This is a genomic window from Reyranella sp. (assembly GCF_004297405.1).
Classification (GTDB): domain Bacteria; phylum Pseudomonadota; class Alphaproteobacteria; order Reyranellales; family Reyranellaceae; genus Reyranella.
On record NZ_SCVC01000021.1, the window covers coordinates 157,642 to 178,464 of the forward strand.

At 64.4% G+C, this 20,823-nt stretch carries 20 protein-coding genes; 7 read left to right on the top strand and 13 right to left on the bottom strand.

Going from position 1 to position 20,823, the window contains the following annotated elements:
- Positions 1-15 precede the first annotated feature (15 nt).
- The 8 genes from EPO50_RS14410 to EPO50_RS14445 form a co-directional block, all read right to left on the bottom strand.
- Entirely contained in the window at positions 16-603 is a 588-nt protein-coding gene (locus EPO50_RS14410) for a glutathione S-transferase family protein (protein ID WP_296345131.1), read from the bottom strand.
- The gene (locus EPO50_RS14415; protein ID WP_296345133.1) at positions 597-1,544 is read right to left on the bottom strand and encodes a GTP-binding protein; all 948 of its coding nucleotides are present in this window, start codon (positions 1,542-1,544) and stop codon (positions 597-599) included. Before EPO50_RS14415 ends, EPO50_RS14410 begins: the two co-directional genes overlap by 7 nt.
- Positions 1,541-3,190, bottom strand: coding sequence for an amidohydrolase (locus tag EPO50_RS14420; protein ID WP_296345135.1), 1,650 nt, complete (start codon positions 3,188-3,190; stop codon positions 1,541-1,543). Before EPO50_RS14420 ends, EPO50_RS14415 begins: the two co-directional genes overlap by 4 nt.
- 4 nt (positions 3,191-3,194) lie before the next feature.
- Positions 3,195-3,965 carry a TorF family putative porin gene (locus EPO50_RS14425; RefSeq protein ID WP_296345138.1) on the bottom strand — a complete coding sequence of 257 codons (771 nt, stop codon included), beginning with the start codon at positions 3,963-3,965 and terminating at the stop codon, positions 3,195-3,197.
- A 52-nt stretch (positions 3,966-4,017) separates the two neighbouring features.
- On the bottom strand, positions 4,018-4,806 hold the full coding sequence (locus tag EPO50_RS14430; RefSeq protein WP_296345140.1) for a class I SAM-dependent methyltransferase: 789 nt from the start codon (positions 4,804-4,806) through the stop codon (positions 4,018-4,020).
- A 96-nt stretch (positions 4,807-4,902) separates the two neighbouring features.
- Positions 4,903-6,159: an acyl-CoA dehydrogenase family protein gene (locus EPO50_RS14435; RefSeq protein WP_296345142.1), complete on the bottom strand. Its 1,257-nt coding sequence runs from the start codon at positions 6,157-6,159 to the stop codon at positions 4,903-4,905.
- Between the two features lie 13 nt (positions 6,160-6,172).
- Entirely contained in the window at positions 6,173-7,303 is a 1,131-nt protein-coding gene (locus EPO50_RS14440; protein ID WP_296345143.1) for an acyl-CoA dehydrogenase family protein, read from the bottom strand.
- Positions 7,304-7,381: 78 nt separating this feature from the next.
- Positions 7,382-10,873 (bottom strand): Calx-beta domain-containing protein, encoded by a 3,492-nt coding sequence (locus EPO50_RS14445; RefSeq protein WP_296345145.1) that lies wholly within the window; start codon positions 10,871-10,873, stop codon positions 7,382-7,384.
- Between the two features lie 225 nt (positions 10,874-11,098).
- Here EPO50_RS14445 and EPO50_RS14450 point away from each other — a divergent pair, with 225 nt between their 5' ends.
- Entirely contained in the window at positions 11,099-12,187 is a 1,089-nt protein-coding gene (locus EPO50_RS14450) for a sensor histidine kinase (protein WP_296345146.1), read from the top strand.
- The gene (locus EPO50_RS14455) at positions 12,175-12,888 is read left to right on the top strand and encodes a LytTR family DNA-binding domain-containing protein (RefSeq protein WP_296345148.1); all 714 of its coding nucleotides are present in this window, start codon (positions 12,175-12,177) and stop codon (positions 12,886-12,888) included. Before EPO50_RS14450 ends, EPO50_RS14455 begins: the two co-directional genes overlap by 13 nt.
- 18 nt (positions 12,889-12,906) lie before the next feature.
- Here the strand turns inward: EPO50_RS14455 and EPO50_RS14460 are convergent, their stop codons facing one another.
- Positions 12,907-14,493 (bottom strand): ABC transporter substrate-binding protein, encoded by a 1,587-nt coding sequence (locus EPO50_RS14460; protein WP_296345150.1) that lies wholly within the window; start codon positions 14,491-14,493, stop codon positions 12,907-12,909.
- A gap of 164 nt (positions 14,494-14,657) precedes the next feature.
- Here EPO50_RS14460 and EPO50_RS14465 point away from each other — a divergent pair, with 164 nt between their 5' ends.
- Together EPO50_RS14465 and EPO50_RS14470 are read left to right on the top strand one after the other, a co-directional pair.
- Complete coding sequence (locus EPO50_RS14465) at positions 14,658-15,524, top strand: isocitrate lyase/PEP mutase family protein (RefSeq protein ID WP_296345151.1); 867 nt, start codon at positions 14,658-14,660, stop codon at positions 15,522-15,524.
- Positions 15,525-15,601: 77 nt separating this feature from the next.
- Entirely contained in the window at positions 15,602-16,051 is a 450-nt protein-coding gene (locus EPO50_RS14470) for an SET domain-containing protein (RefSeq protein ID WP_296345154.1), read from the top strand.
- A gap of 12 nt (positions 16,052-16,063) precedes the next feature.
- On the opposite strand, the gene EPO50_RS14475 is transcribed toward EPO50_RS14470, so the two are convergent.
- Together EPO50_RS14475 and EPO50_RS14480 are read right to left on the bottom strand one after the other, a co-directional pair.
- The gene (locus EPO50_RS14475; RefSeq protein ID WP_296345157.1) at positions 16,064-16,633 is read right to left on the bottom strand and encodes a thermonuclease family protein; all 570 of its coding nucleotides are present in this window, start codon (positions 16,631-16,633) and stop codon (positions 16,064-16,066) included.
- The gene (locus EPO50_RS14480; protein ID WP_296345159.1) at positions 16,630-16,962 is read right to left on the bottom strand and encodes a hypothetical protein; all 333 of its coding nucleotides are present in this window, start codon (positions 16,960-16,962) and stop codon (positions 16,630-16,632) included. The genes EPO50_RS14475 and EPO50_RS14480 overlap by 4 nt, the downstream gene beginning before the upstream one ends.
- Positions 16,963-17,135: 173 nt before the next feature.
- Between EPO50_RS14480 and EPO50_RS14485 the strand changes: the two genes are divergently transcribed.
- The 3 genes from EPO50_RS14485 (at position 17,136) to EPO50_RS14495 (ending at position 18,782) form a co-directional block, all read left to right on the top strand.
- Entirely contained in the window at positions 17,136-17,783 is a 648-nt protein-coding gene (locus EPO50_RS14485) for a hypothetical protein (RefSeq protein WP_296345161.1), read from the top strand.
- A 9-nt stretch (positions 17,784-17,792) separates the two neighbouring features.
- Positions 17,793-18,239: a copper chaperone PCu(A)C gene (locus EPO50_RS14490; protein ID WP_296345163.1), complete on the top strand. Its 447-nt coding sequence runs from the start codon at positions 17,793-17,795 to the stop codon at positions 18,237-18,239.
- Positions 18,240-18,326: 87 nt separating this feature from the next.
- Positions 18,327-18,782 carry a nuclear transport factor 2 family protein gene (locus EPO50_RS14495; RefSeq protein ID WP_296345166.1) on the top strand — a complete coding sequence of 152 codons (456 nt, stop codon included), beginning with the start codon at positions 18,327-18,329 and terminating at the stop codon, positions 18,780-18,782.
- Positions 18,783-18,795: 13 nt separating this feature from the next.
- Here the strand turns inward: EPO50_RS14495 and EPO50_RS14500 are convergent, their stop codons facing one another.
- Both EPO50_RS14500 and EPO50_RS14505 read right to left on the bottom strand, forming a co-directional pair.
- Positions 18,796-19,173 (bottom strand): STAS/SEC14 domain-containing protein, encoded by a 378-nt coding sequence (locus EPO50_RS14500; protein WP_296345168.1) that lies wholly within the window; start codon positions 19,171-19,173, stop codon positions 18,796-18,798.
- Positions 19,174-19,247: 74 nt separating this feature from the next.
- Positions 19,248-20,717 (bottom strand): FAD-dependent monooxygenase, encoded by a 1,470-nt coding sequence (locus EPO50_RS14505; protein ID WP_296345170.1) that lies wholly within the window; start codon positions 20,715-20,717, stop codon positions 19,248-19,250.
- Positions 20,718-20,823 lie beyond the last annotated feature (106 nt).

Here is a 20,823-nt window from a genome sequence, read left to right on the forward strand (position 1 = left end):
TCAGGCGGCGGATGGTCAGCCGGGCAGGCTGTGCCCGGCGACCTTGCTCTCGATCTCGATGGTCTTGATCACCGCCGGCCGCGCCATCATGCGGGCATAGTGGGCTTCGACCGCTGGCAGAGTGCCGGCTGGCAAGTCGAGAAAACTGCGGACGCGCCAGTAGAGCCGGAACAGGTGAATGTCGGCGACGGAATAGCGGCTGCCCACGACCCAGTCGCGGCCGCCCAGGCGCTGCTCGACGGTGGTCCAGGTCGCACGGCAGCGGTCGAGGCCTTGTCCTCGCGCCGGATGGACAGCCGACGCGAGGTAGGACATCCACGAGACCGCCTGCGCCTCGGCCTCGACGTCGCCTGTTGGCAGCAGCCCAGCCTCAGGATGGCGACGTGCCAGATAGAAGAGGATGCCCGCAACTTCGATCAGCGGCCGTCCGTCGATCACCAGCACCGGCACTCTGCCGGCCGGATTGACCTTGAGGAAGTCAGGCGTGTGAGTCTGCTTCTCGGCCAGCGACAAGGCGTGCGTTTCGAAGGGAATGCCGATCTCATGCAGGGCGATATGCGGCGCCATCGAGCTGGAACCGGGAGCAAAATAGAGAGTCAGCATGGGGTCTCCTGTTTCGACGATGTCTTTTGAAGTGCGTCGCTGATTGCGTTGCGATCGAGGCGGCCGCGTAATCCGATCACGACCAGTTTCGTCGGCGCCGTGCCGGGTGGGGCAGGATCGATGGAGAAGCGTCTTCCGACAACGTGCAGTGCCGCGATGCCGCGGCCTGCATTGCGTGTCATGCCCTTCGCCCGCAGCACGCCGGTGCTAGGTGCGGCGAGCAGCCGTCCCAACTGCTGCAGGTCGATGTCCGGCGACATGTCGAGTTCCAGCGCGTCGTAGAGCGAAGCCGCGTCGGGAGCTCCCGGCGCTTGCAGCGTGGTGTGGTGGCGCGGCGTCAGCCCGTCGCGCAGGCCGATCAGCAGTTCCGGAGCGACGCTTGCATAGGTGGTCGGCAGGACGCGCGCATCGGGCGCCTGCTGGGCGAGCCAGGCGATCGTTCGCTCGCGTGCGGCATCGTCCACGAGGTCGCAGCGATTGAGGACGATCAGGTCGGCTGCCGTGAGCTGGCGCAGGATCGTGTCGCCGAGATAGGCGTTGTCCGCCTGTGCCTGTACCGTCTCGGCGTCAGCCATCACCACGACCGCATCGATTCGATAGGGTTCGAGCAGGGTCACGGCATTCGCCACCATGCCGGGCAGGGCGACACCGCTCGCCTCCAGGACAACGCGCTCCACATCCGGTCGCTGCGCCGGCAACGTCATCAACCGTTCCATCAGATCGGAGCCGTAGCTGCAGCACACGCAGCCACCGGAAATCTCCAGCGTACCGCCATCGGTCGCCACGATCAGGTCGCGGTCGATCGGCGTGGTGCCGAAGTCGTTGACCAGGACAGCGATCCGCCGGCCGGCGGCGGCGCGCAGAAGATTGTTCACCAACGTGGTCTTGCCGGTGCCGAGATAGCCGCCGACCACCGTCACCGGCAGAACGTTTCCCTTCATGCTCCAGCGGCAGGGAACAGGCGGCCCGCTTGGACCGTGCCCCAGATGCGGACGTCCTTCAGCTTCTCAGGCGCGATCTCCAGCGGATCGTCTTCCAGAACCGCAAAGTCGGCACGCTTGCCAACCTCGATCGAACCGAGTTCCCCGTCGAGCTTCAGCGTCCAGGCGGCGCCGAGGGTGATGGTGTGCAGCGCATCGGCCACGGAGATGCGCTCGCTGGTGCCGAGAACGCGACCGCTGGCGGTGAGTCGGTTGACGGCGCACCACGCGGTGAACAGGGGACCCAGCGGCGTCACCGGCGCGTCGGAATGAATGGCAAGCGGCACACCGCTGGCCAGCGCCGTGGCGCAGGCATTCATGCGCGTGGCACGCTCAGGGCCCACAGTCGTCTCGTAGTGCTGGTCTCCCCAATAGAAATGATGGTTGGGAAAGAGGTTTGCGCACATGCCGAGCCGGCTCATGCGGCGGAACTGCGCGGCATCGGCGAGCTGGCAGTGCTGGAGGGTGAATCGATGGTCGGGCGCCGGCTGGTCGCGCAGCGCGCCATCCAGGCAGTCCAGCGCCATCTCGGTCGCCTGGTCGCCGTTGGTGTGGCTGTGCACCAGCACGTCCTTCTGCAGCGCCAGCCTGTAGAGCTGCGCAATCGTCTCTGGTGGCGTGTACCAGAGGCCGTTCGGCGCGCCGTTGTAGTAGCCCGGCCAGCGCAGCCGCGCCGAGAAGCCCTGGATCGAACCGTCGACGAATAGCTTGATGGCGCCCAGCCGCAATCGGTCGGTCGCCTGCTTCTTGAGCCCCAGTGCGATCTCGACGGCCTGCTCGGGGGGCAGAGCCTGGAAACGCCGGAACGACACGATGCGTACGGGGAACTGAGCCTCGCCCGTCACGCGTTGCATCATCGAGACCGCGTCGTCCGGCAGAAGGTTCGCAAGGTCGGTGGCAGTGGTCACGCCCTGTCGGACGCAGAGTCTGGCGAAGCGGCGCAGGCCGGGCTCGTCGTTGGCCAGTGCTTCGCGGTCGAAGCCGATATGCTTCCCGACCAGCGTCATCGCTTCCGGGCCCTTGAGCTCGCCGGTCGGCAGGCCGTCGTCGCCGAGCGTCACGCCGGGATGGTTGACGCCGGGGCGCAGCAAGCCCGCCAGCTCGAGGGCACGGCTGTTCACATTGAAGATGTGGCCGCTCGCATGCATCACGCCGATGGGGCGCTTGGTCGAAATGCGGTCGAAATCCGCGCGAACGACACGACGGTCACCGTAGTAGATCGGATCCAGCCCCCAGCCGGACAGCGGCTCGTCAGCTGACGCGAGCTTGCGTTCCTCTTCCTGCAGCCGCGCCACAACTTCGTCGATCGACGTGGCGCCCGGCCAGACCTTGCCGCCAGGATCCATACGGTCGAAGCGGCCGAGATAGGTGTAGCGCCAGAACGTGCCTTCGGCGGCGTGGCTATGGCCTTCGACGAAGCCGGGCATCAGCACCTTGTCGGCGAAGCTGTCGTCGAGGTCGTGGGCGCCCCAGCCCTTGAGTTCCTCCAGGGATCCGACGCCCAGGATGCGGCCCTCACGCACTGCGACATGCGTCGCTTCGGGTCGGGCGGGATTCATGGTGAGAATGCGACGGGCGCGGAAGATCGTGATCTTGCTGGTGCTCATGTGCCTAGAAATACCTGCTGATGCCGACGATAAGGCGGCTCTGGCAGTTTGTCGTGTAGCCGCAGCCCGCATAGTCGATGGTCGTATCAGTATAGGCAAACGTCATGTCGAAGCCGTAAGCGGTAATCACGAGTCCTGTCTGCCAGTACCAATAGTCATTGTTGGGAATACCGTAGTTCTGGGGCAGATCGACATACTGATTGCCGAGCGTGCCATAGACCTTGAATGAGATGTTCTCGTTCACCCTCAGGAAAGGCAGCGGCACCGTGAGCAGCGCGCGCTTGTTCCAGGCATTACCCGAAGCGCCGAACGAGTTCGGGCTGTAGCGCGCGCGGCCGTTGAGCTGGAAGAGGTCGAAGTCGTAGCCGACGGAAACGACGAAATCGCCGTAGTCGTAGGCGAAGCTGCCGGGTACGCCAGGATAAAAGTAACGCACATAACCAATGTCGACGGTCATTCGCCGCTCGAAGGCGAGGAATTTGATGCCGCTCAGGAGGTCGACTTCGATGCCGGGCCCGGTGCCGGGAAAGTCGACGTTGCTGCCCCAGGCCGCCACATAGGCCCAGAGGTTGATGTCCTCACTGATGGACGGTGTGCGGTAATGCAGGCCGGGCTGGATCGCCGGCTGGCGATTGGTCTGCGAGATGCCGGCAAAGGAGTATTCGGACACCACAGTGAAGCTTGCCGAGAAGGTGCCACCGAACGGGCCGTTCCACCGCGTCGCCGAATCCTCCGCGAATGCGGTGCCGCCATCGCACATTGCCCACAGTGCCATACAGGATGAGAGGCCGAGAGAGATCCTGGACACCGGCCTGAACTTCTGGCGCTCAGCGTCCGAACAGTACTTTATTTGCCCGGCGCCACCCGCTGCGCCCGGCGACGGCTGCCCGATACAGGGCTTCCTGTGCTGTGGTCCGAGGCATGGTGCGCTTCACGAAGTAGAACTTGCCGGTCTCGGCCTTCAGATCGAGGTTCTTCTCGCGGCAGAATCGATTGACGGCGCGGATGACTCCCGGCCAACCCTCGCTGTAGTCGTCGCCGAAGATCGCGCCGCCCTCGGCGACGGAGTCGTAGAACAGGGCCAGGTCGAAATAGACCTCTTCCTCCTCGTGTCCGGCATCGACGTAAAGGGCGTCGATCGTGATCCCGAGCTTGCGGAAGACCCGGGCGGCTGCGGTCGAGGTGATGGGAAAGGGCGAGATGTGATCCTGCGCGCCCGCAGTCCGGACATTGTGGACGAACTGCCGGAACATGTTCGGATAGCCACGGTCGAGGCGCAGGTGCTGGCGCAGCTCGTCCTCGATCCACAGGGTGTCGTTCGAGCCCAACCACGTGTCGATGCAGATGAAATGCGTGTCGAGATTGAGCGATTGAGCAATCCGATGCATGTGCAGCACCGAGGCGCCCTTCCAGGTGCCGATCTCGGCGACGAGTTTCGGGCGGTGCCGCTTGAAGACTTCCTCGAAGACAGGGTGATCCGAATGCCAGCCCTGCATGTCTACGGACAAGCCGGGATCGCTATGGGTGTAGCAACTTCCGTCGATACCGATACGGGCGAGGGGCCAGTTGGTCGCCGAGTTGATCGATCGGGTGGGCGCAGTCTGAACGTCGGCCATCTGGATGGTCTCTGGTGAACGAAGCGAGGCGAGCCTAGAAGACGCTCGCCCCGCCGGTCCAGCGGCCACCTGGCTTTATTTGCGCGTTCCCTGCCGTCAGCCCACGGTATTGCGTGGCACGTCGCGGAACGGCTTCGTGGTGTCGATGCTCGGTTCCTTGGGCATCTTGAGCACGCGTTCGGAGATGATGTTGCGCTGAATCTCGTCGGTGCCGCCGGCGATCGAGGTCGCTGGTACGGAAACGAGGATCTCCGCGATCGTGCCGCCCATAGGGCTGTCAGCCCCAGTGAGGAGCGCATCAGCACCCGAGAGCTGGGTGTGCACCCGAGCCGCGGCGCGGGCGACATGGCTCGACACCAGCTTGCCCAGTGACCCTTCCGGTCCCTGCGGCCGGCCCTGTTCCTGCGCTGCACGGGCGCGGCGGGCCGTCCATTCCGCCGCCTTGGACATGGTCAGGAGCTTGGCGATCTCCTGCCGCACCACGGGATCGGTAAGATGCCCGGTTTCCTTGGCGCGCTGCAGGATCAGGTCGACGCGGCCGGCGCGCTGCGGATACCACTTGTAGGGCTCCATCGTGGTGGCGATCTCGGCCCGCTCTTCCTCGTAGATGCGCCCCTTGCGATCGGAGCCCATCGCCCAGGTGCGCAGGCCGTCGGCGCCGCGGCGCTCGTGCATCAACGTCGTGGTGGTCACTGCCCAGCCATCGCCGACATTGGCGACCAGGAACTCCGGCTGCACTTCGGCGTCGGTCATGAACACCTGATTGAACGAGGCATGGCCGTTCATCTGCTTTAACGGCTGCACCTTCACGCCGGGCTGGTGCATGTCGATGATGAAGTAGGAGAGGCCCTTGTGCTTGGTCAGGTCCCAGTCGGTGCGTGCCAGCAGCAGGCCCCAATGGGCGTGATGAGCGCTGGTGGTCCAGACCTTCTGGCCGTTCACCACCCACTTGTTGCCGCGCATCTCGGCGCGCGTCACCGCGCCGGCCACGTCCGACCCAGAGCCCGGCTCGCTGAAGAGCTGGCACCAGGTGTCCTCGCCGGTGAGGATGCGGCGTAGGAACTTCTCCTTATGGAGATCGGTGCCGTGCGCCAGGATCGTCGCGGCGGCGAGCGTGCGGATACCGGCCTTGGCGACGCCGATCGCGCCGATGCGGGCAAATTCCTCATCGACGACCGGCTGCAATGCCTGCGGCAGGTCGCGGCCGTACCATTGCTTGGGCCAGGTCGGCACACCCCAGCCGGAATCAGCCAGCTTGTTGCGCCACTCCACGAGGCCGAGTTCGGGATTCCAGTTCGCCTCGAGCCAGGCACGGACTTCGGCGCGGACGTTTTCTTCGTTCAGTTCGCTCATGTCCCGTCCTCCCTCAAGCCGCCCAGCGCTGCATCATGAGCTCGCGGTGATGATGAGCATCGCCCAGCAGCACCTCCGAGCTCTTGGCGCGCTTGAACCAGAGATGGGTGTCGTTGTCCCAGGTGAAGCCGATGCCGCCATGGATCTGGATGGCGTGGATCGCCGTCTGCAGGCAGGCCTCGCTGGCAGCCGCCTTGGCGAGCGAGGCGACCGCAGCTACGTCGTCGTCGCCGTCGTCTAGCGCCGCCGCGGCGTAGTAGGCAGCCGACTTTGCGAGTTCGACGTCGATCAGCATGTCGGCCTGCTTATGCTTCATCGACTGGAAGGAGGCGATGGGTCGGCCGAATTGCATGCGCATCTTGGCGTAGGCCAGCGCATCCTCGCGCAGCCGGTCCGCGACGCCGGCCATTTCGTTGGCCAGGCAGATCGCGGCTTCGGTCATGGTGCGAGCAAAGGGAACCGCAGCGGCGCCAGCGGTGCCAAGCAAGGTCGCTTCCACGTCCTTGAATTCGAGGCGCGCCAGCTTGCGTGTCGTATCCATGGTCTTGAGCGCGTGGCGCGAGAGGCCTTCGGCATTTCCGGCGACGGTGAACAGCGACAGGCCATTCTCACCCTTGCTGCCAGGCCGGCGAGCCAGCACGACAATGAGGTCGGCAGTGTGGCCGTCGATCACGTAGCTCTTGAAGCCTTCGAGTCTGTATCGCTTTCCTGATTTTTTTGCCGTCATTGCCGTGGCGGCGGCGTCCCAGTGCGCGGGATCCTCGACCCAGGCCAGAGTGGCGATCGTGTCGCCAGCGGCGATACCCGGCAGCAGCGCCTGCTTCTGGGCTTCCGTACCGGCATTCAGAATGGCGCCCGTCGCCAGCACGGCGGTGGAGAAGAGCGGTGCGCAGAGCAAGGCGCGGCCTGCTTCTTCCAGCACGATACCCAGTTCGCCGAAGCCGAATCCCTGGCCGCTATAGGCTTCCGGGATGCGGACGGCCGTGAGCCCTAGTTCCGCATTGAGCTTGCGCCAGGCATCACGTTCCCAACCGGCGTCGGTCTCCATCAACCGCCGCACTTCCTTGGTCGGCGACCGTTCCGCCAGGAAACGGCGGAGATTGGACCTGAACTCTTCCTGCTCGCTGGAGAAGCTGAACTTCATCGACATTCCTCCCGGCGCCGATTTTAGGCGCAGGGAGGAAAGGCTGGAAGCGCAGGGGATTGCAGGGCGAGACGCGCTTTAGGCGTAGAGATCGACGTGCACGGCGAGAGGATTCATCGGGCCTGCGGTAACGAAGCCGAAGCTCGTCTCGCCGTCATGGGCGATCGTGCCATTCCAGGCGGTGTTCTTGACCACGTAGCCGTTGGCGTCGTGCGAGACGATCTCGGCATTCCAGATGTCCGTGATCTCGTTCGTCATGTCGATTCTGACCTGCCAGCCGGACGTTGCGCCGGCGCCGTCATTGTCGAGAGTGACACCGCCTTGAAATCCGCCGCTCCACGAATTGACGACGGCGAACAGCGCCTCGAGATCGCCATCGCCAGACGGTGGCGGAGGGGGCGGCGGAGGCGGGGGCGTCGCCGTCGTGTCGTCATCGACAATGGTGGCGGTCGCGGTGGCCCGCGCGATCGTGGCGCCCTGCGCGTTGGTCAGCACGAGGCTGAAGTGCTCGTTGGCCTCGTCGAGCGTATCGGGCGTGATCGGGATCGAGATCGTCTTGCTCTGCTCGCCGACGGCGAAGGTGATGGAGCCGCTCGATCCGGTGAAGTCGGCGGCGCCCGCATCACCGATCTCGGTGTGATAGTCCACCGTCACGGCATGCGTCGTGGGTTCCGACAGACTCACCAGGAAGGACGCATGGTTGGTCGTTGCGGGCCCACCCTCGCCGCCGCCTGCCTCGTCGTCGTGGAACTCGAACTGGATCGGCGTCAGATAGGCAAGCTTCGCTTGGTTCGGAGTGCTCCAGTCGTTGTTCAGGATGCCCCCGGTGTCGCCGGAGTTGGGATTCCATGACCAGAAAGTCCAGCTCGCGCCTTTCTGGCCGGCGGCTAGGTCCGACGTCCCGTTATTGTCGAGGTCGCCACTGAGATAGGAGGTGATGGCCTCGAACCAGGGAGCGTCCTTGGGATCGGTGAGGCCGGTGCCGAACTCGCCGATGTAGATGGGGGCAATGCCTTCCTTGAAGATGTAGCCCCACATCTGGTCGAACTTGGCCGGCAGGTTGGCTGGGAAATCCGGCCCCTGGAACCAGGGCTGCGCATAGACCGAGTTGGGATAGTCGTGCGGCGAGTAGACCAGCTTGTTAGCGACGTCGAGTTCGACCGGCCGGTCGCGGACGCCCATCAGGTTGCCGCCCCACCAGTAAGGCTGACCCTGATAGCTGCCGACACCCTCGACGAAGATCAGCCAGTTGGGATTGACGTCGCCGATGGCGTTGCCGGCACGCTCGGCGGCCGCAGCCCAGTCGTTGGCGCCACCGCCGCCCCAGACGCCATTGTAGGGTTCGTTGTGAAGGTCGGCGCCGATCACGGTCGGATCGTCGCCATAGCGCGTTGCCAGCATCTTCCAGTCGGCGATCCAACTCGCCTCGCTGTGCTGGGCATCATACCAGAGGCCGTTGGACGACGGGCCGTCGCCGGGTGTGCTGCGATGATGATCGAGAATGATCTTGAGGCCGATCTGGCCGGCGTAGTCGACGATCTTGTCCATGATCTGCAGCGCGGTGAGGCCCTGCAGGTCCGGGCTCTTGCTGTAGTTGATGTTGAAGGACGTTGCCGTCGAATGCAGCATGTCGCTGGAGTAGGGCAGGCGGATGGTGTTGAAGCCGAGGTCCACCATCTGGTTCATCATGTCCTGGTAGCCGCGTGTATAGAGGCCGTGCGGCACCCCCAGGGCGGTCTCGAAGCCGAACCAGTTGACGCCTGCGATCTGCACCGAGTGACCGGCCGAATCGATGATCTGGTTGCCCGAGGTGCTGAGCCAACCCGCCCCGCCGCCACTGTGGCCTGGATCACCTTCGATCACCGAAGTATCCGCGACACTGAGCGTCGGCAGCGTCGGGGCGACGACATCGTCGTTGATGATGGTGCCGATTGCCGAACCGTCGGCGATGGTGGCGCCTGTCGGTGAGGACAGGGTGAGCGTCAGCGTTCCGTTGGCTTCGACGGTGATGTCACCCGAGACCTGCACATGGACCACCTTCGAGGTCTCGCCGGCGGCGAAGGTGAGCGTGCCGGTAAGGGCGGCATAGTCACTGCCAGCCGTCGCCGTGCCGTTGCCCGTCGCATAGGCCACTGTGACGTTGCCGGTCGCGGGCGCGGAGAGGGTCACGGTGAAAGCGAGGTCCTGCAGGCCGCCATTGCCTTCGGCGACACTGGCATCGCCCACCGAGAGCGTTGGAAGAACCGGCGCGACGTCGTCATTGGTGATGGTGCCGACTGCCGAGCCGTCGGCAATGGTGGCGCCGCTCGGCGAAGACAGAGCGAGCGTCAGTTGTTCGTTGGCCTCGATGGCACTGTCTCCCGACACCTGCACATGGACCACCTTCGAGGTCTCACCGGCGGCAAACGTGAGGATGCCGGAGAGGGCGGCATAGTCGCTGCCCGCCGTGGCCGTACCGTTGGCCGTGGCATAGGCCACCGTGACCGGTCCGGTCGCCGCTGCCGAGAGGGAGACGATGAAGGCGAGGTCGCGAACGCCGCTATTGCCTTCGACGACCGTCGCGTCGCTCACCGAGAGCGAGGGAAGGACTGGAGTCGGCCCGCCTGTCACGACGCCGTTGATGGTGAAGCCGGAGGCCGTGGTGCCGGTGCTGCCCGGCGTCGCCTGGAAGCCGAACGACACGTCGTCACCTGCGCCGACCTTTCCATTCCAGGCGACGTTGCGAATCACATAGTGATCGCCAACATGGCTCACGATCTCGGCGTTCCAGATGTTGGTGATGGTGAAGGAGGCGTTGAACTCGGCGGTCCAGCCATTGAGCGCGGTGGACCCGGCCTCGATGGTCATGGCGCCGGTGAAGCCCGAACCCCAGTTGCTGGTGACGGCGTAGTCGAGCGACACGCTGCCCGGTGTCGGCGTCGTGACATCGTCGTTGACGATCGTGCCGGTGGCAGAGCCGTCGGCGATGGTCGCGCCCGCCGCATTGGAAAGCGCGAGCGTCAGGGTTTCGTTGGCTTCGACGGCCGTGTCGCCGGTGACCACGATCTGAATGGTCTTGGTCGTCTCGCCGGCGGCGAAGGTGATCGTGCCGGTCTTCGCAGTGTAGTCCTGGCCCGCCGTCGCGGTGCCGTTGGCGGTGGCGTAGTCGACCGTCACCGGTCCGGCGGTCGCCTGCGACAGGCTCACCGTAAAGGAGAGCTGTGCCGTGCCGGCTTGACCTTCAATGACCGTGGCATCGCTGACCGAGAACGTCGGCAAGACGGGTGCCGTGCCCCCGCCGTTCAAGCTGAGGCCGGTGGCCGTCGTCCCGCCACTACTGCCCGGCGTGGCCTGGAAGCCGAATGCGACGGTCCCACCGGCCGGCACATCGGCGTTCCAGGCAGCATTACGCACTACATAGTGGTTCCCGACACGACTCACGATCTCCGCGCCCCAAAGATTGGAGATGTCGAAAGCCGCGTCGAACTCGACGGTCCAACCGCGCAGGCCGGTGGCACCGGCTGCAACGGTCATGTTGCCGACGAAACCCGAGCCCCAATTGTCCTTCACGTCATAATTAACGGTGGCCATGGTGCTCTCCCACTCAGTTGGTTGCGTCTTGCGTGCGTCAAGAATTGGCACCGACATTGTGACGACACATCAACGGGATGCCGGTTAGTCGGTGAGCATGGCCAGAAAGTCGACGAATGCGGTATCCGCCGCCCGAGCCGGGGCTTCTGCCCGGTGCTTGCAAATTCCTCTGCTTCTGCGAAAGAGTCAGCCGCCCAACCCGCCGAAGTCCCCGGAATCAGCCCCTTGTCCGCTTTGTTGTTCGACCGGTTGAACGGCCTGCCTGTCTTCTGGAGGATCCAGCTGGCCGGCTGGAGCCTTTTCGCCATTGCCGATCTGATCGGCCAGCGTCTGCTCTACCAGAGCCTCCAGGTCGCCTGCGCACGCACGGCCCTTGTCACGGTCTGCCTGGTGATGATGTCGACGGCGATGCGGTCCTTCTACGATGCGCACCTGCCGACCAGCCGTGTGACGGCAAAAGCGGTTGTGCTGATCTTCCTGTTGTCGCTGCTGGGGTCGTCGGCCATCGCGACGGCCATCGTCCTCGTTCATCAGCTCGTGCCGTGGATGGTGTCGCCCGACCACCGCGGTCTCGAAGAGTTCCTGCTCCCGCAGGTTCACTATTTCTTCGCGCTGGCGGGCTGGAGCCTGGCCTATTTCTGGATTCAGGCCGAGGTCGCGGAGCAGAGCGAACATCGCCGTGCCGTCGTTGCCGAGGCCGAAGCATTGCGCGCCGAACTGGAGGAACTGCGCCTGCAACTCGATCCGCACTTTCTCTTCAATGCCCTGAACGGCGTGGCCGAGGAAATTCCCGAGCACCCCAAGGCGGCCCTCGCCATGCTCCGCGACCTCACGGCCTACCTGCGGCATTCACTCGACGGCATCGACCATACGGTGGTGACAGTCGAGGCGGAGGTCGGTGGGCTCACCGCTTATCTCGGCGTTCAGAAAGCGCGTTTCGGCGATCGCCTGCGCACGCAGATTGCCCTGGAGCCGGCGGCGGCTCCGCGTCGTATCGCGAGCTTCCTGCTGCAGCCACTGGTCGAGAACGCCGTCAAGCACGGCCGGCGCGAGCACGGACTCGATCTCCTCGTCGGCATTCGCGTTGCGGGCGATGCGCTGCACGTGACCGTCGAGAACAACGGCTCGCTGGTGTCGCCCGGCGCCGGCACGCATCGACGCCGTTCCGGTATCGGGCTCCAGAATGTGCGGCGACGGCTGGCCCTTCATTATCCCGACCGTCACAGCTTCGACTTGCGCGAAGTGGCCGAGACGCCGGACCGGAAGAAAGTCATTGCCACCCTGATCCTGGAAGGCGAGCCGTGCGGGTCCTGATCGTCGACGATGAGCCGCTGGCGCGCAGTGCCCTGCGCCGCCTGCTTGCCGGACATCCCGAAGTCGAAATCGCGGGGGAGGCAGATGGCCTCGCGGACGCGCGGCAGGCAGTGGAGACGCTGCGGCCGGATCTGATCTTTCTCGATATCGAGCTGGATGGCGGTGCTGGCGACGGCTTCGATCTGCTCGAAGGCCTGCCGAGACCGCCGGTCGTGATCTTCGTCACCGCCTTCGCGCAGTATGCCGTGGACGCCTTTGCCGTCGATGCAGCCGACTATCTCCTGAAGCCAGTCGATCCGGCGCGTCTTGCGGTGGCGCTGGCGCGTGCCGCGCGCCAACTCGCCCTGGCGGCTCTACCGCCGGGTCCGGGAGTCATCGAACTGAGGACACCCAAGCGCACCGTGCTCACCGCACCCGCCGACATCGTGGCGTTATGCGCTGAAGGCGACTTCACACGCGTCTTTGTGACGGCCGAGCCAGCATTGTTGATCCTGCGTTCGCTGGGGCAGTTCGAGGCATTCTTGCCGGCGCCGCCTTTCGTGCGGCTCGGCCGGTCGGTGATGATCAACCGCGACCGGCTGCGTGGGATCGAAGCGCCGTCGCGGGCGGCCGGCCGCCTCACTTTGGAGGGGCTGGCCGAACCGCTGTCCATCAGCCGCGCTGCCGCCACCCGCCTGCGCGAGATGCTGGCGGGGAAATGATCACCTATCTATCCAGCCTTATCTATCCAACCAGGCATCCTCGAAGCGCCAGCCGTTGTAGATGCTGTTGATGTGAATGGTCACGCCCTTGACGTGGGGATGCCAGCAGCCGGCGGCGCGGCCATGACTGATGATCGGTCGGGCGATATCTTCCTGTAGACGCCGATCGATTTCCCACACCAGCTCGTGGCGCTTCTTGCGATCGGTTTCGCGCGATTGCTCTTCGAAGAGCTTGGTCATCTCGGCGTCGCAGTAGTTGTTGTAGTTGCGCAACGATCCGCAGGCGTAGCCCTCGAATAGTGTGACGTCGGGATCGTCGACTGCCGAGCCGGTGAGGTTCAGCGCCACGACATAGTCTTTCTTGAAGACGCGATTGTAATAGACCGCAGTGTCGATGATCTCGAGTTCGCCGTCGATCCAGATGTGTTTGAGCTGGTCGATCAGGATCACTGCCGGATCCTTGAAGGTCGCGATGTTGCGCGTGCTGACTTTGAGTTTCAGCCGGTTGTCCGGCCCGTAGCCCGCTTCCTTCATGAGCGCGCGCGCTTCGGCGCGGCTTTTCTCGACGTCACCGTAGCCGATGATGGTCTTGAGCTTGTCGGGCGGCAGACCCCAGACGCCGTCGGGAGGCGGCAGCAGGGCGCCGCCCATCTTTCCTTCGCCTTCGCTCAGGATGGTGATGAAGCTTTGCCGGTCGAGCGTCAGCGCCATGGCGCGGCGGATCTTGGGGTTGTCGAACGGCGTCACCTCGCGATTGACGATCAGGTTGGTGCTGACGCCTGTCTCGCGCATGGTGCATTGCGCCTGAGGGGCATCGCTCTTGATGTTCTTGAGCAGAGGCACCGAGACGTCCGTGGGGAAGGTCATGTCGAACTTCGCGGCGACGAACGAGAGCATGCGTGTCGAGCGATCGGGGATGATCGTGTACTCGATGCCGTCGAGATAGGGCCGACCCTTCTTCCAGTAGTCCGGGTTCTTCACCAGCCTGATGCTTTCGTTCATCTTGAACTCGGCCAGCTTGAAAGGGCCAGTGCCGATCGGCTTGCGGCGCATGTCAGCGGCCGGCACGTGGCAGGGATAGATCGGCGAGTATCCCGAGGCGAGCAGCGCCAGCAACGAGGGTTGCGGTTGTTTGAGGTGGAAGGTCGCCTCGAACGGCGCATCGGCCGTCACCTTCTCGACATTGCTGTACCACGCCGAACGCGGATTGCGCCTGAGCTTGTCGGGGCTCAGCAGCAGGTCGAAGGTGCAGGCCACGTCCTGGGCGGAGAAGGGCTTTCCGTCATGCCACTTCACGCCCTCTCGCAGCTTGAAGACCAGCTTGCGTCCATCCTCTTTCAGCGACCAGCTCGTTGCGAGGTCGGGCACGATCGAGTCGAGGCTGTTCTTCGCCACGTGCTGATCGAAGATCACCAGGTTGTTGTAGAGGGCCATGAACGGGACAGCGACAGAGACCGTCGCTTCTTCATGGATCGAGGCACTGGGTGGGGTATCCATGTGCTGGATCTTCAGCACACCGCCGGATTTCTGTGCCCACGCGGCACTTGCCGTCGAAACGCTCGTCACCACCACGCAAATCAACGCCAGACACATGTTGCGAACCATGTCGTCCTCCCGGTGATGTCTTTGTGTTTTTGTTGTTCGTCTTCTTTCGTTCTTCCCTGGTGAGTGCAGTCGGTGCGAAGCCTAGCGCCGATTCACTCGATGTGTCGACTGCAGGGGACGATCTGCTATCGTCCCGGCCGAAAGATTTACCGGAGGAGATTCCCGTGACGACTGCCCCGCAACGCTTGCGCGCCCTGTTGGCCGATCCGGCTTTTGTTGTCATGCCGGCGGTCTGGGACGGGCTCAGCGCCAAGCTGACCTATGGGGCCGGCTTCAAGACCGCATTCCTTTCCGGTTCCTGCGTCGCGGCCAGCCGGCTGGGCGGTCCCGATCTCGACCTGGTCTCGTTCGGCGAGATGTTCGACTCCTTCAACATGGTCCATGCCGCGGCCCCCGACCTGCTGGTGCTGGCCGATGGCGACCATGGCTACGGCAACGCCATGAACGTGCAGCGCACAGTGCGCGGCTATGGTCGGGCTGGCGCGGCCGCCGTGCTGATCGAGGACAAGATCACGCCGCGCGCGCTGACATCGGCCGGCAAGCCTTGTCTGCCACGCGAGGAGGCGCGCATGAAGATCCGCGCCGCCGTAACGGCGGCGAAGGAGTCCGGCATCCTCGTACTGGCTCGCACCGATTGCCGTCCGACCCAGGGTATCGACGAGGCCGTGGCGCGCATCGAGATGTATGTCGAGGAGGGGGCGGATATCCTCTTTCTCGATTCGCCGGCCGACGACGCGGAGGTCAAGCGCGCTGTCGCGGCCGCCAAGGGACGGCCGAGTTTCGCCGTGCTCTCGCCCGGGGCACCGCGCGCTACACCTTCGCAGACCGAGGCGGCCAAGCTCGGCTTCAAGATCGGCACCTATCCGACCGGCCTGCTCTCGCCTGTCGCGGCCGGTATGAAAGCGGGCCTCGCGGCGCTCAAGGCTGGAGAAGCTGAAAGCAAGATGGCGCTGCCGCCTGCCGACCTGCGGGCGGCGCTGGGCTATGCTGACTACGACACCGAGGCGAAGCCCTATCTGCTGAAAGCCTGATCTCTTCGTTGCCTCTCCACAGCGCCACACGTTAAGCACTCGGGCAGTGCGTGCATTTCCGCGAGTATGAAGCTTTCATGAAGCGCAAGACCAGCAAGGCATTTGTCTATCTCGGCCCTTCCGCCATCCAAGGCGTCGGCTGCTTTGCCGATCGCGCCATCAAGAAGGGAGAAACCGTTCGCGTGTGGGACGGCGAGGACAGCCGCTGGGTCACGACCCAGCAGGCGCATGCCTCGCCGCAGCGCCACCTCTTCAAGCGCTTCGGCATCCGCACGACCGGCGGCTATTACTGCCCGATCGATTTCCTGCGCATCTCGACCGGTTGGTACATGAACCACGACGCCGATCCGAACCTGTCGTCGGACGATGAGGACGTGACCTACTTCGCAGTGCGCGACATCCCGGCGGGCGAAGAACTCACCATGGATTATCGCCGAATGGACGAACGTCACGACAATCTCACGCGTGACGTTCAGGTGCCTGCGATCTCTAAGGGAAAGAAGAGCCCAGCGTCGCGACGGCGCTGACAGCCGGCCGGGCTACTTCTCGCCCAGCCAGACCGGCCACAGGCCGCGCTTGGCCTTGCGCGCCTCCGACTCCGCACCGGCGTAGCGCTGGCTGGCGCGTGGCTCCCAAGGCAGTACTTCGTCGAGATGGAAGCCGTAGGCCACGCCGCTCGCCAGCATGTAGCCACCGAGGTCGATCGGCGACGGCGAGGTCTCGACCATGCACTGGGCGACGAGACGGCACTCGCGGTCCCACCGGGCGGGCCGGCACTTCACCTTGTGCTCGCTCTTTTCAAGCATGTCTTCGAGTGCGGCGCGCGCCTGCATGCCGCTCACGGTCTCCAGGCCAGTTTGCTTGTCGCGGAGTTCGCCAGCCTGCAGCCCCCAGAGCCTGATCTGCGGCTTCAGGCCGACTCCACCCAACGTGATCCCGTCCAGTGCATAAGCCTCGCCGCTCCAGTCCTTCGGCATCGCGCCACACTCGCCGGGCTTCTCCGCCTTGTCCGTCTTCTCGGGCTCAGACGGCGGTGGCCGGCGCTGCTGCGCCGACACAGAGCTTGCCGCAACGGCAAGAAAAAGCATCAGGAGAAGGGGGCGCTTCATGCGCAGCGAAACCGGGTCATGAAGTTAACATTGTCTATCAGGTTGTGTTCGAGGACCTGCGGGTTTCCGCCTTTGCAGACCTGCTGAATAGCCTCCCAGGCAACAGCCGAATCCCGTGCGCGCTCACGTTCCGGATCAGGATTGACCACCAGCGTGGCGCGCACGACGAGCAGACGGTACTCGTTCGGCACGTCCGTCGCCGCAACTCGGACCTCGAACTTCCGGCCTTCGTAGGTGATGTATCGCACCCGTGAATTATCGAGCGTGGCCTTGTCGTTACAGGCGGCAAGGCCGAATATGGCCAGCAGGATTGGAAGAATTCGCTTCATGGCAGGATGGAGCCTAGGCGAATGGTTCTGTGGTGGCTATCCCACCTTGCGCCGGCCCACGGTTGCAGACCGGATCGCAAGGCGAATTCAATCCAATCCGGCGTCGATTTGTGTCTCCCACGAGCGTCCCGAAGTCGCGTCATAGCGGGTGATCCCCTAAGAAGGGAGAGACGATGATCATGCCCCTGTCCGAGGACCAGTCTACCATCGAAGATCGGCCGAAGAGCCGCCGTTTCGACGGCCGCCATCTGCGCAGCGAGCGCACCCGTCAGCTCATGATCGAGGCCTACCTTCAGCTCGTGAGGGAGCATGGCCGCTTGCCGACGGCGAACGAGATTGCTCACGCTGCGGGCTATTCAGTGCGGTCGATCTTCGAGCGCTTCCCCGATCTCGATGCTCTGAGCCTTGCGGCGGCAGATTTCGCCATCGCCGCCGGCCAAGCCCAGGCGCCGGCACAGGATGTCGACGGCGATCGCCGTACGCGCATCGCGTCGCATGTCCACATCCGGGCGCAGGCCTGTGAGAGGTGGTTGCCGCTGTGGCGCATCCTGACCTCGCCGGCGACCCAGACGCAGCTCGCGGAGCTGGCGATACGCGCCAAGGCGGTGCGCCGCGCCAACGTTGAGCGGTTGGAGCTGATGTACCGGCCGGAGTTGGCAACCTTGGATTCCCTGCAGCGCGAACAGCTCCTGGTCACGCTGGCGACGCTGACCAGCTTCGAAAGCTGGGACCAGATGCGGGGTGGCGGCTTTGGCCTCTCACCCGATGCCGCTGAAGGCGTCTGGCGCTCAGCCATCGACCGGCTGCTGCCAACCGAGTAAAGAACTTCGATGTTCTCTTCGCTGCGCCGCCCCAAGAAGGCGGAAACGGCTGCGCGTGTCGGCCAGATCGAAATCCAGGAACCCTGGGCACGCACTTTGCCGGAGATGCCCCAGACCGCCGGCGCCTTCATGACTCTCGTGATTGGCGGTTCGGAGCCCGATCGACTGCTCGGCGCGACGGGCCCGGCGGCGAGTTCCTGCGAACTCCATGGTATCCGGGTTACCGGGCCCGGCATCTCGATGGTCCGGCTCGAGGGCGGCCTCTATCTGCACTACGGGACAACCATCGTGTTCAAGCCGCGCGGTTATCATCTGATGCTGCAGCTCCCCGCGCCGCTGGTGGTCGGTGAACGACTGCCAATTACGCTTGCCTTCGAACGGGCTGGCCGCGTCGACGTGTCATTCGAAGTGAAGCCGCCAGGCCAGATCGGCGAAAAGGTCCTGCACGCTCCCTGATCGTTCTCGCGCGCCCTCGTGAGTGATAGCCTCCGGACAGGTCCCGCAAGGTTGGTCCACCAACCCGGGCAGCAACCGGAGGAAACTATGACCATCAGCCGCCGCCATCTGGCCGCCGTCGCGCTTCTGGCTACGGGTACGCCGGCGTTCGTTCTCTCTTCTGCGCATGCCAACGAGGCAGACGCTGCCGCCGTGGCCCAGGCCGTGGCCGCCCTCACCAAGGCCATGCTGACGCCCGACAAGGCGCAACTCGAAGCGCTTACCGCCGATCAATTGAGCTACGGCCATTCCGGCGGCGCCATCCAGGACAAGGCCGACTTCGTGAACGTCATCGTCACGAAGAAGACCGTCTACAAATCGATCGAGCTCTCCAAGCAGACCATCGTTGTCGCCGGCAACGACGCCATCGTGCGCCATGCCTGGGAGAGCGAGAGCGGCACGGGCGACGGCAAGTGGAACGTGTCGAAGATCGGCGTGCTGCAGGTCTGGCAGAAGCAGGGCACGAGCTGGAAGCTGCTCGCCCGTCAGGCGTTCAAGGTCTAATGAGCCCCGGCGACTAAACTCTTGGCTGGCGCTCGATCCATTCCTGCGCCGGCGACAGCGTGCTGAATACGCGCATCGGCCGCTTGGCCGCGGCCAGCATGCCCAATATGCGGCTGACCAGTTCGACCTTGTCGTCGGGCACGACCGCGGCAAGCGCCCCGAACGTTCGGTCTTCCGTATGTGCGGCGCGCATGCGCACACCCAGTGCCAATAACTCTTCCGGCGGCATCTTGGTGTCGCCGGTGGTGCCGTCGAACAACTTGCGGTAGCTGAAGCCTTCGACACCATCCAGGACGTCGAGAAAGGCGTCGACCTCGGCACGTGTCACGTCACCGTCGGCCACGACGGTGATCAGTTTTTCCTGCGAGTCGATCGTCCAGTGGAACGGCATTGCGGGGCGCACACTGCCAGCGCCCCCGGCGAAGGACCAGCACGACCATCGTATAAAGTCGGAACTTCACGCACTCATGAGGAGATTTCTGCCAGATAGGCTTCGGCGTGGATCTGATCCTTGGCTGTGCCGACGAAGCCGACATAACCGTCGGGCCGGATCAGGCGCAATGCGCTGGCATGGGCCGGATCATCAGCCGAGACAGGCATCACCAGTTTCGGGAATTTTTGCGCCAGTGCAGTCACGACGGCTTTTGGTCCCAGCGCCGTGAAGGTCCGGCCGGCGGCGTCACCTGAAAGCCGGTCGGGCCACCGCATGCCGGGCTTCGGGCCGTTGGCGACGTGGCCGTTCTTGGCCGTCAGTGGGCTCGATGGGTAAGCGATGCTGAGCTCGGAGAGCTGGTCGGCGATGGCGTGCTGCAGGATCGGGAAGCCGGTCGCGAACTTCACGACCGTGTTGCGCAGCCCTTGGGCGATCGGGTTGCGCAGGATCGCGGCATCGGTCATGCGTCCGGCATTGCGCAGCACGGTCTCACCCACGGCGCTGCGCTCGACGGAGTAGCTGTCGAGCAGCGAGGGCTTGGCGGTGCCCGCGATCACCATCTTGAGTTTCCAGGCAAGGTTGAAGACATCCTGCATGCCGGTGTTCATGCCCTGGCCGCCGGCCGGGCTGTGGATGTGGGCGGCGTCGCCGGCCAGGAAGATGCGGCCCTTGCGATAGTCCTTCACCTTGCGTTCGTTGATACGGAAGGCGGTGAGCCAGACGGGATCGGACATCGTTATTCCGGGCGAGCCGCGCAGCGTCAGCAGTGCCTGGACCTCCGCCAGTGTCGGATCGGGATGCCGGGTCTCGCTCGTCGCCATGCCGAGGTCGGCGACGACGCGCCAGCGTTCGCTGCCGATGGGGAAGAAGGCCAGGATGCCCTCGCGGTGCCAGAAGATGTGTATTCGGTCCTTGGGTTCCAGCCCGGAAAGGTAACCGTCGGCCAGGATCCAGTCGCTCTGCTGGGTCGAGCCCTCGAAGGCGAAGCCGAGTCCGTGCCGCACGGCCGAATGCGCGCCGTCGCAGCCTATCAGCCAATCGGCGCTTACGGTCTCGGCTTCGCCGTTGGCCTTCTTGATCGTGGCCTCGACCTTGTCGCCTTTCTCGGCGAAGCCCGTCAGTTCGACCAGGCGCTCGACCGTCACGCCGCGGGCGGCGAGCTGTTCTTCGAGCACCCTTTCGCTCTCGCTTTGCGGGATCATCAGGGCATAGGGATACCGGCTGTCGAGCATGTCGAAGGAGACGCGGGCCACGACTTCGTTGCCTGTCGAAATCTGCGCGCCGTGCGCGACCATGCCCGCCGGCAGAAATTTGCCGGCGTAACCTGCATCGTCGAACAGCTCGAGCGTTCGGCTCCACAGAACCAGCGCCTTCGACTTGTCCGTGCGCTCGGCCGCCTTGTCGACGATGCGAATCGGAACACCGTGCCGGGCCAGCTCGTTGGCAAGCGTGAGACCAACCGGGCCAGCGCCTGCAATGAATACCGTCGGATTGGCAGTCACCTGTCTGCACTCCCCCCTGTTTGTTCCGGGACGAACCCTACTTGCGGGATCGCGAGTGTCCAGAAGAAGTGCCGATTCTTTACTGGCGCTGAAGGAACACGGGAGG

Coding starts and splice junctions, on each gene's coding strand:
- EPO50_RS14410 (WP_296345131.1), bottom strand. CDS start 603: ATGCTGACTCTCTATTTTGCTCCCGGTTCCAGCTCGATGGCGCCGCAT.
- EPO50_RS14415 (WP_296345133.1), bottom strand. CDS start 1,544: ATGAAGGGAAACGTTCTGCCGGTGACGGTGGTCGGCGGCTATCTCGGC.
- EPO50_RS14420 (WP_296345135.1), bottom strand. CDS start 3,190: ATGAGCACCAGCAAGATCACGATCTTCCGCGCCCGTCGCATTCTCACC.
- EPO50_RS14425 (WP_296345138.1), bottom strand. CDS start 3,965: ATGGCACTGTGGGCAATGTGCGATGGCGGCACCGCATTCGCGGAGGAT.
- EPO50_RS14430 (WP_296345140.1), bottom strand. CDS start 4,806: ATGGCCGACGTTCAGACTGCGCCCACCCGATCGATCAACTCGGCGACC.
- EPO50_RS14435 (WP_296345142.1), bottom strand. CDS start 6,159: ATGAGCGAACTGAACGAAGAAAACGTCCGCGCCGAAGTCCGTGCCTGG.
- EPO50_RS14440 (WP_296345143.1), bottom strand. CDS start 7,303: ATGAAGTTCAGCTTCTCCAGCGAGCAGGAAGAGTTCAGGTCCAATCTC.
- EPO50_RS14445 (WP_296345145.1), bottom strand. CDS start 10,873: ATGGCCACCGTTAATTATGACGTGAAGGACAATTGGGGCTCGGGTTTC.
- EPO50_RS14460 (WP_296345150.1), bottom strand. CDS start 14,493: ATGGTTCGCAACATGTGTCTGGCGTTGATTTGCGTGGTGGTGACGAGC.
- EPO50_RS14470 (WP_296345154.1), top strand. CDS start 15,602: ATGAAGCGCAAGACCAGCAAGGCATTTGTCTATCTCGGCCCTTCCGCC.
- EPO50_RS14475 (WP_296345157.1), bottom strand. CDS start 16,633: ATGAAGCGCCCCCTTCTCCTGATGCTTTTTCTTGCCGTTGCGGCAAGC.
- EPO50_RS14480 (WP_296345159.1), bottom strand. CDS start 16,962: ATGAAGCGAATTCTTCCAATCCTGCTGGCCATATTCGGCCTTGCCGCC.
- EPO50_RS14485 (WP_296345161.1), top strand. CDS start 17,136: ATGATCATGCCCCTGTCCGAGGACCAGTCTACCATCGAAGATCGGCCG.
- EPO50_RS14490 (WP_296345163.1), top strand. CDS start 17,793: ATGTTCTCTTCGCTGCGCCGCCCCAAGAAGGCGGAAACGGCTGCGCGT.
- EPO50_RS14495 (WP_296345166.1), top strand. CDS start 18,327: ATGACCATCAGCCGCCGCCATCTGGCCGCCGTCGCGCTTCTGGCTACG.
- EPO50_RS14500 (WP_296345168.1), bottom strand. CDS start 19,173: ATGCCGTTCCACTGGACGATCGACTCGCAGGAAAAACTGATCACCGTC.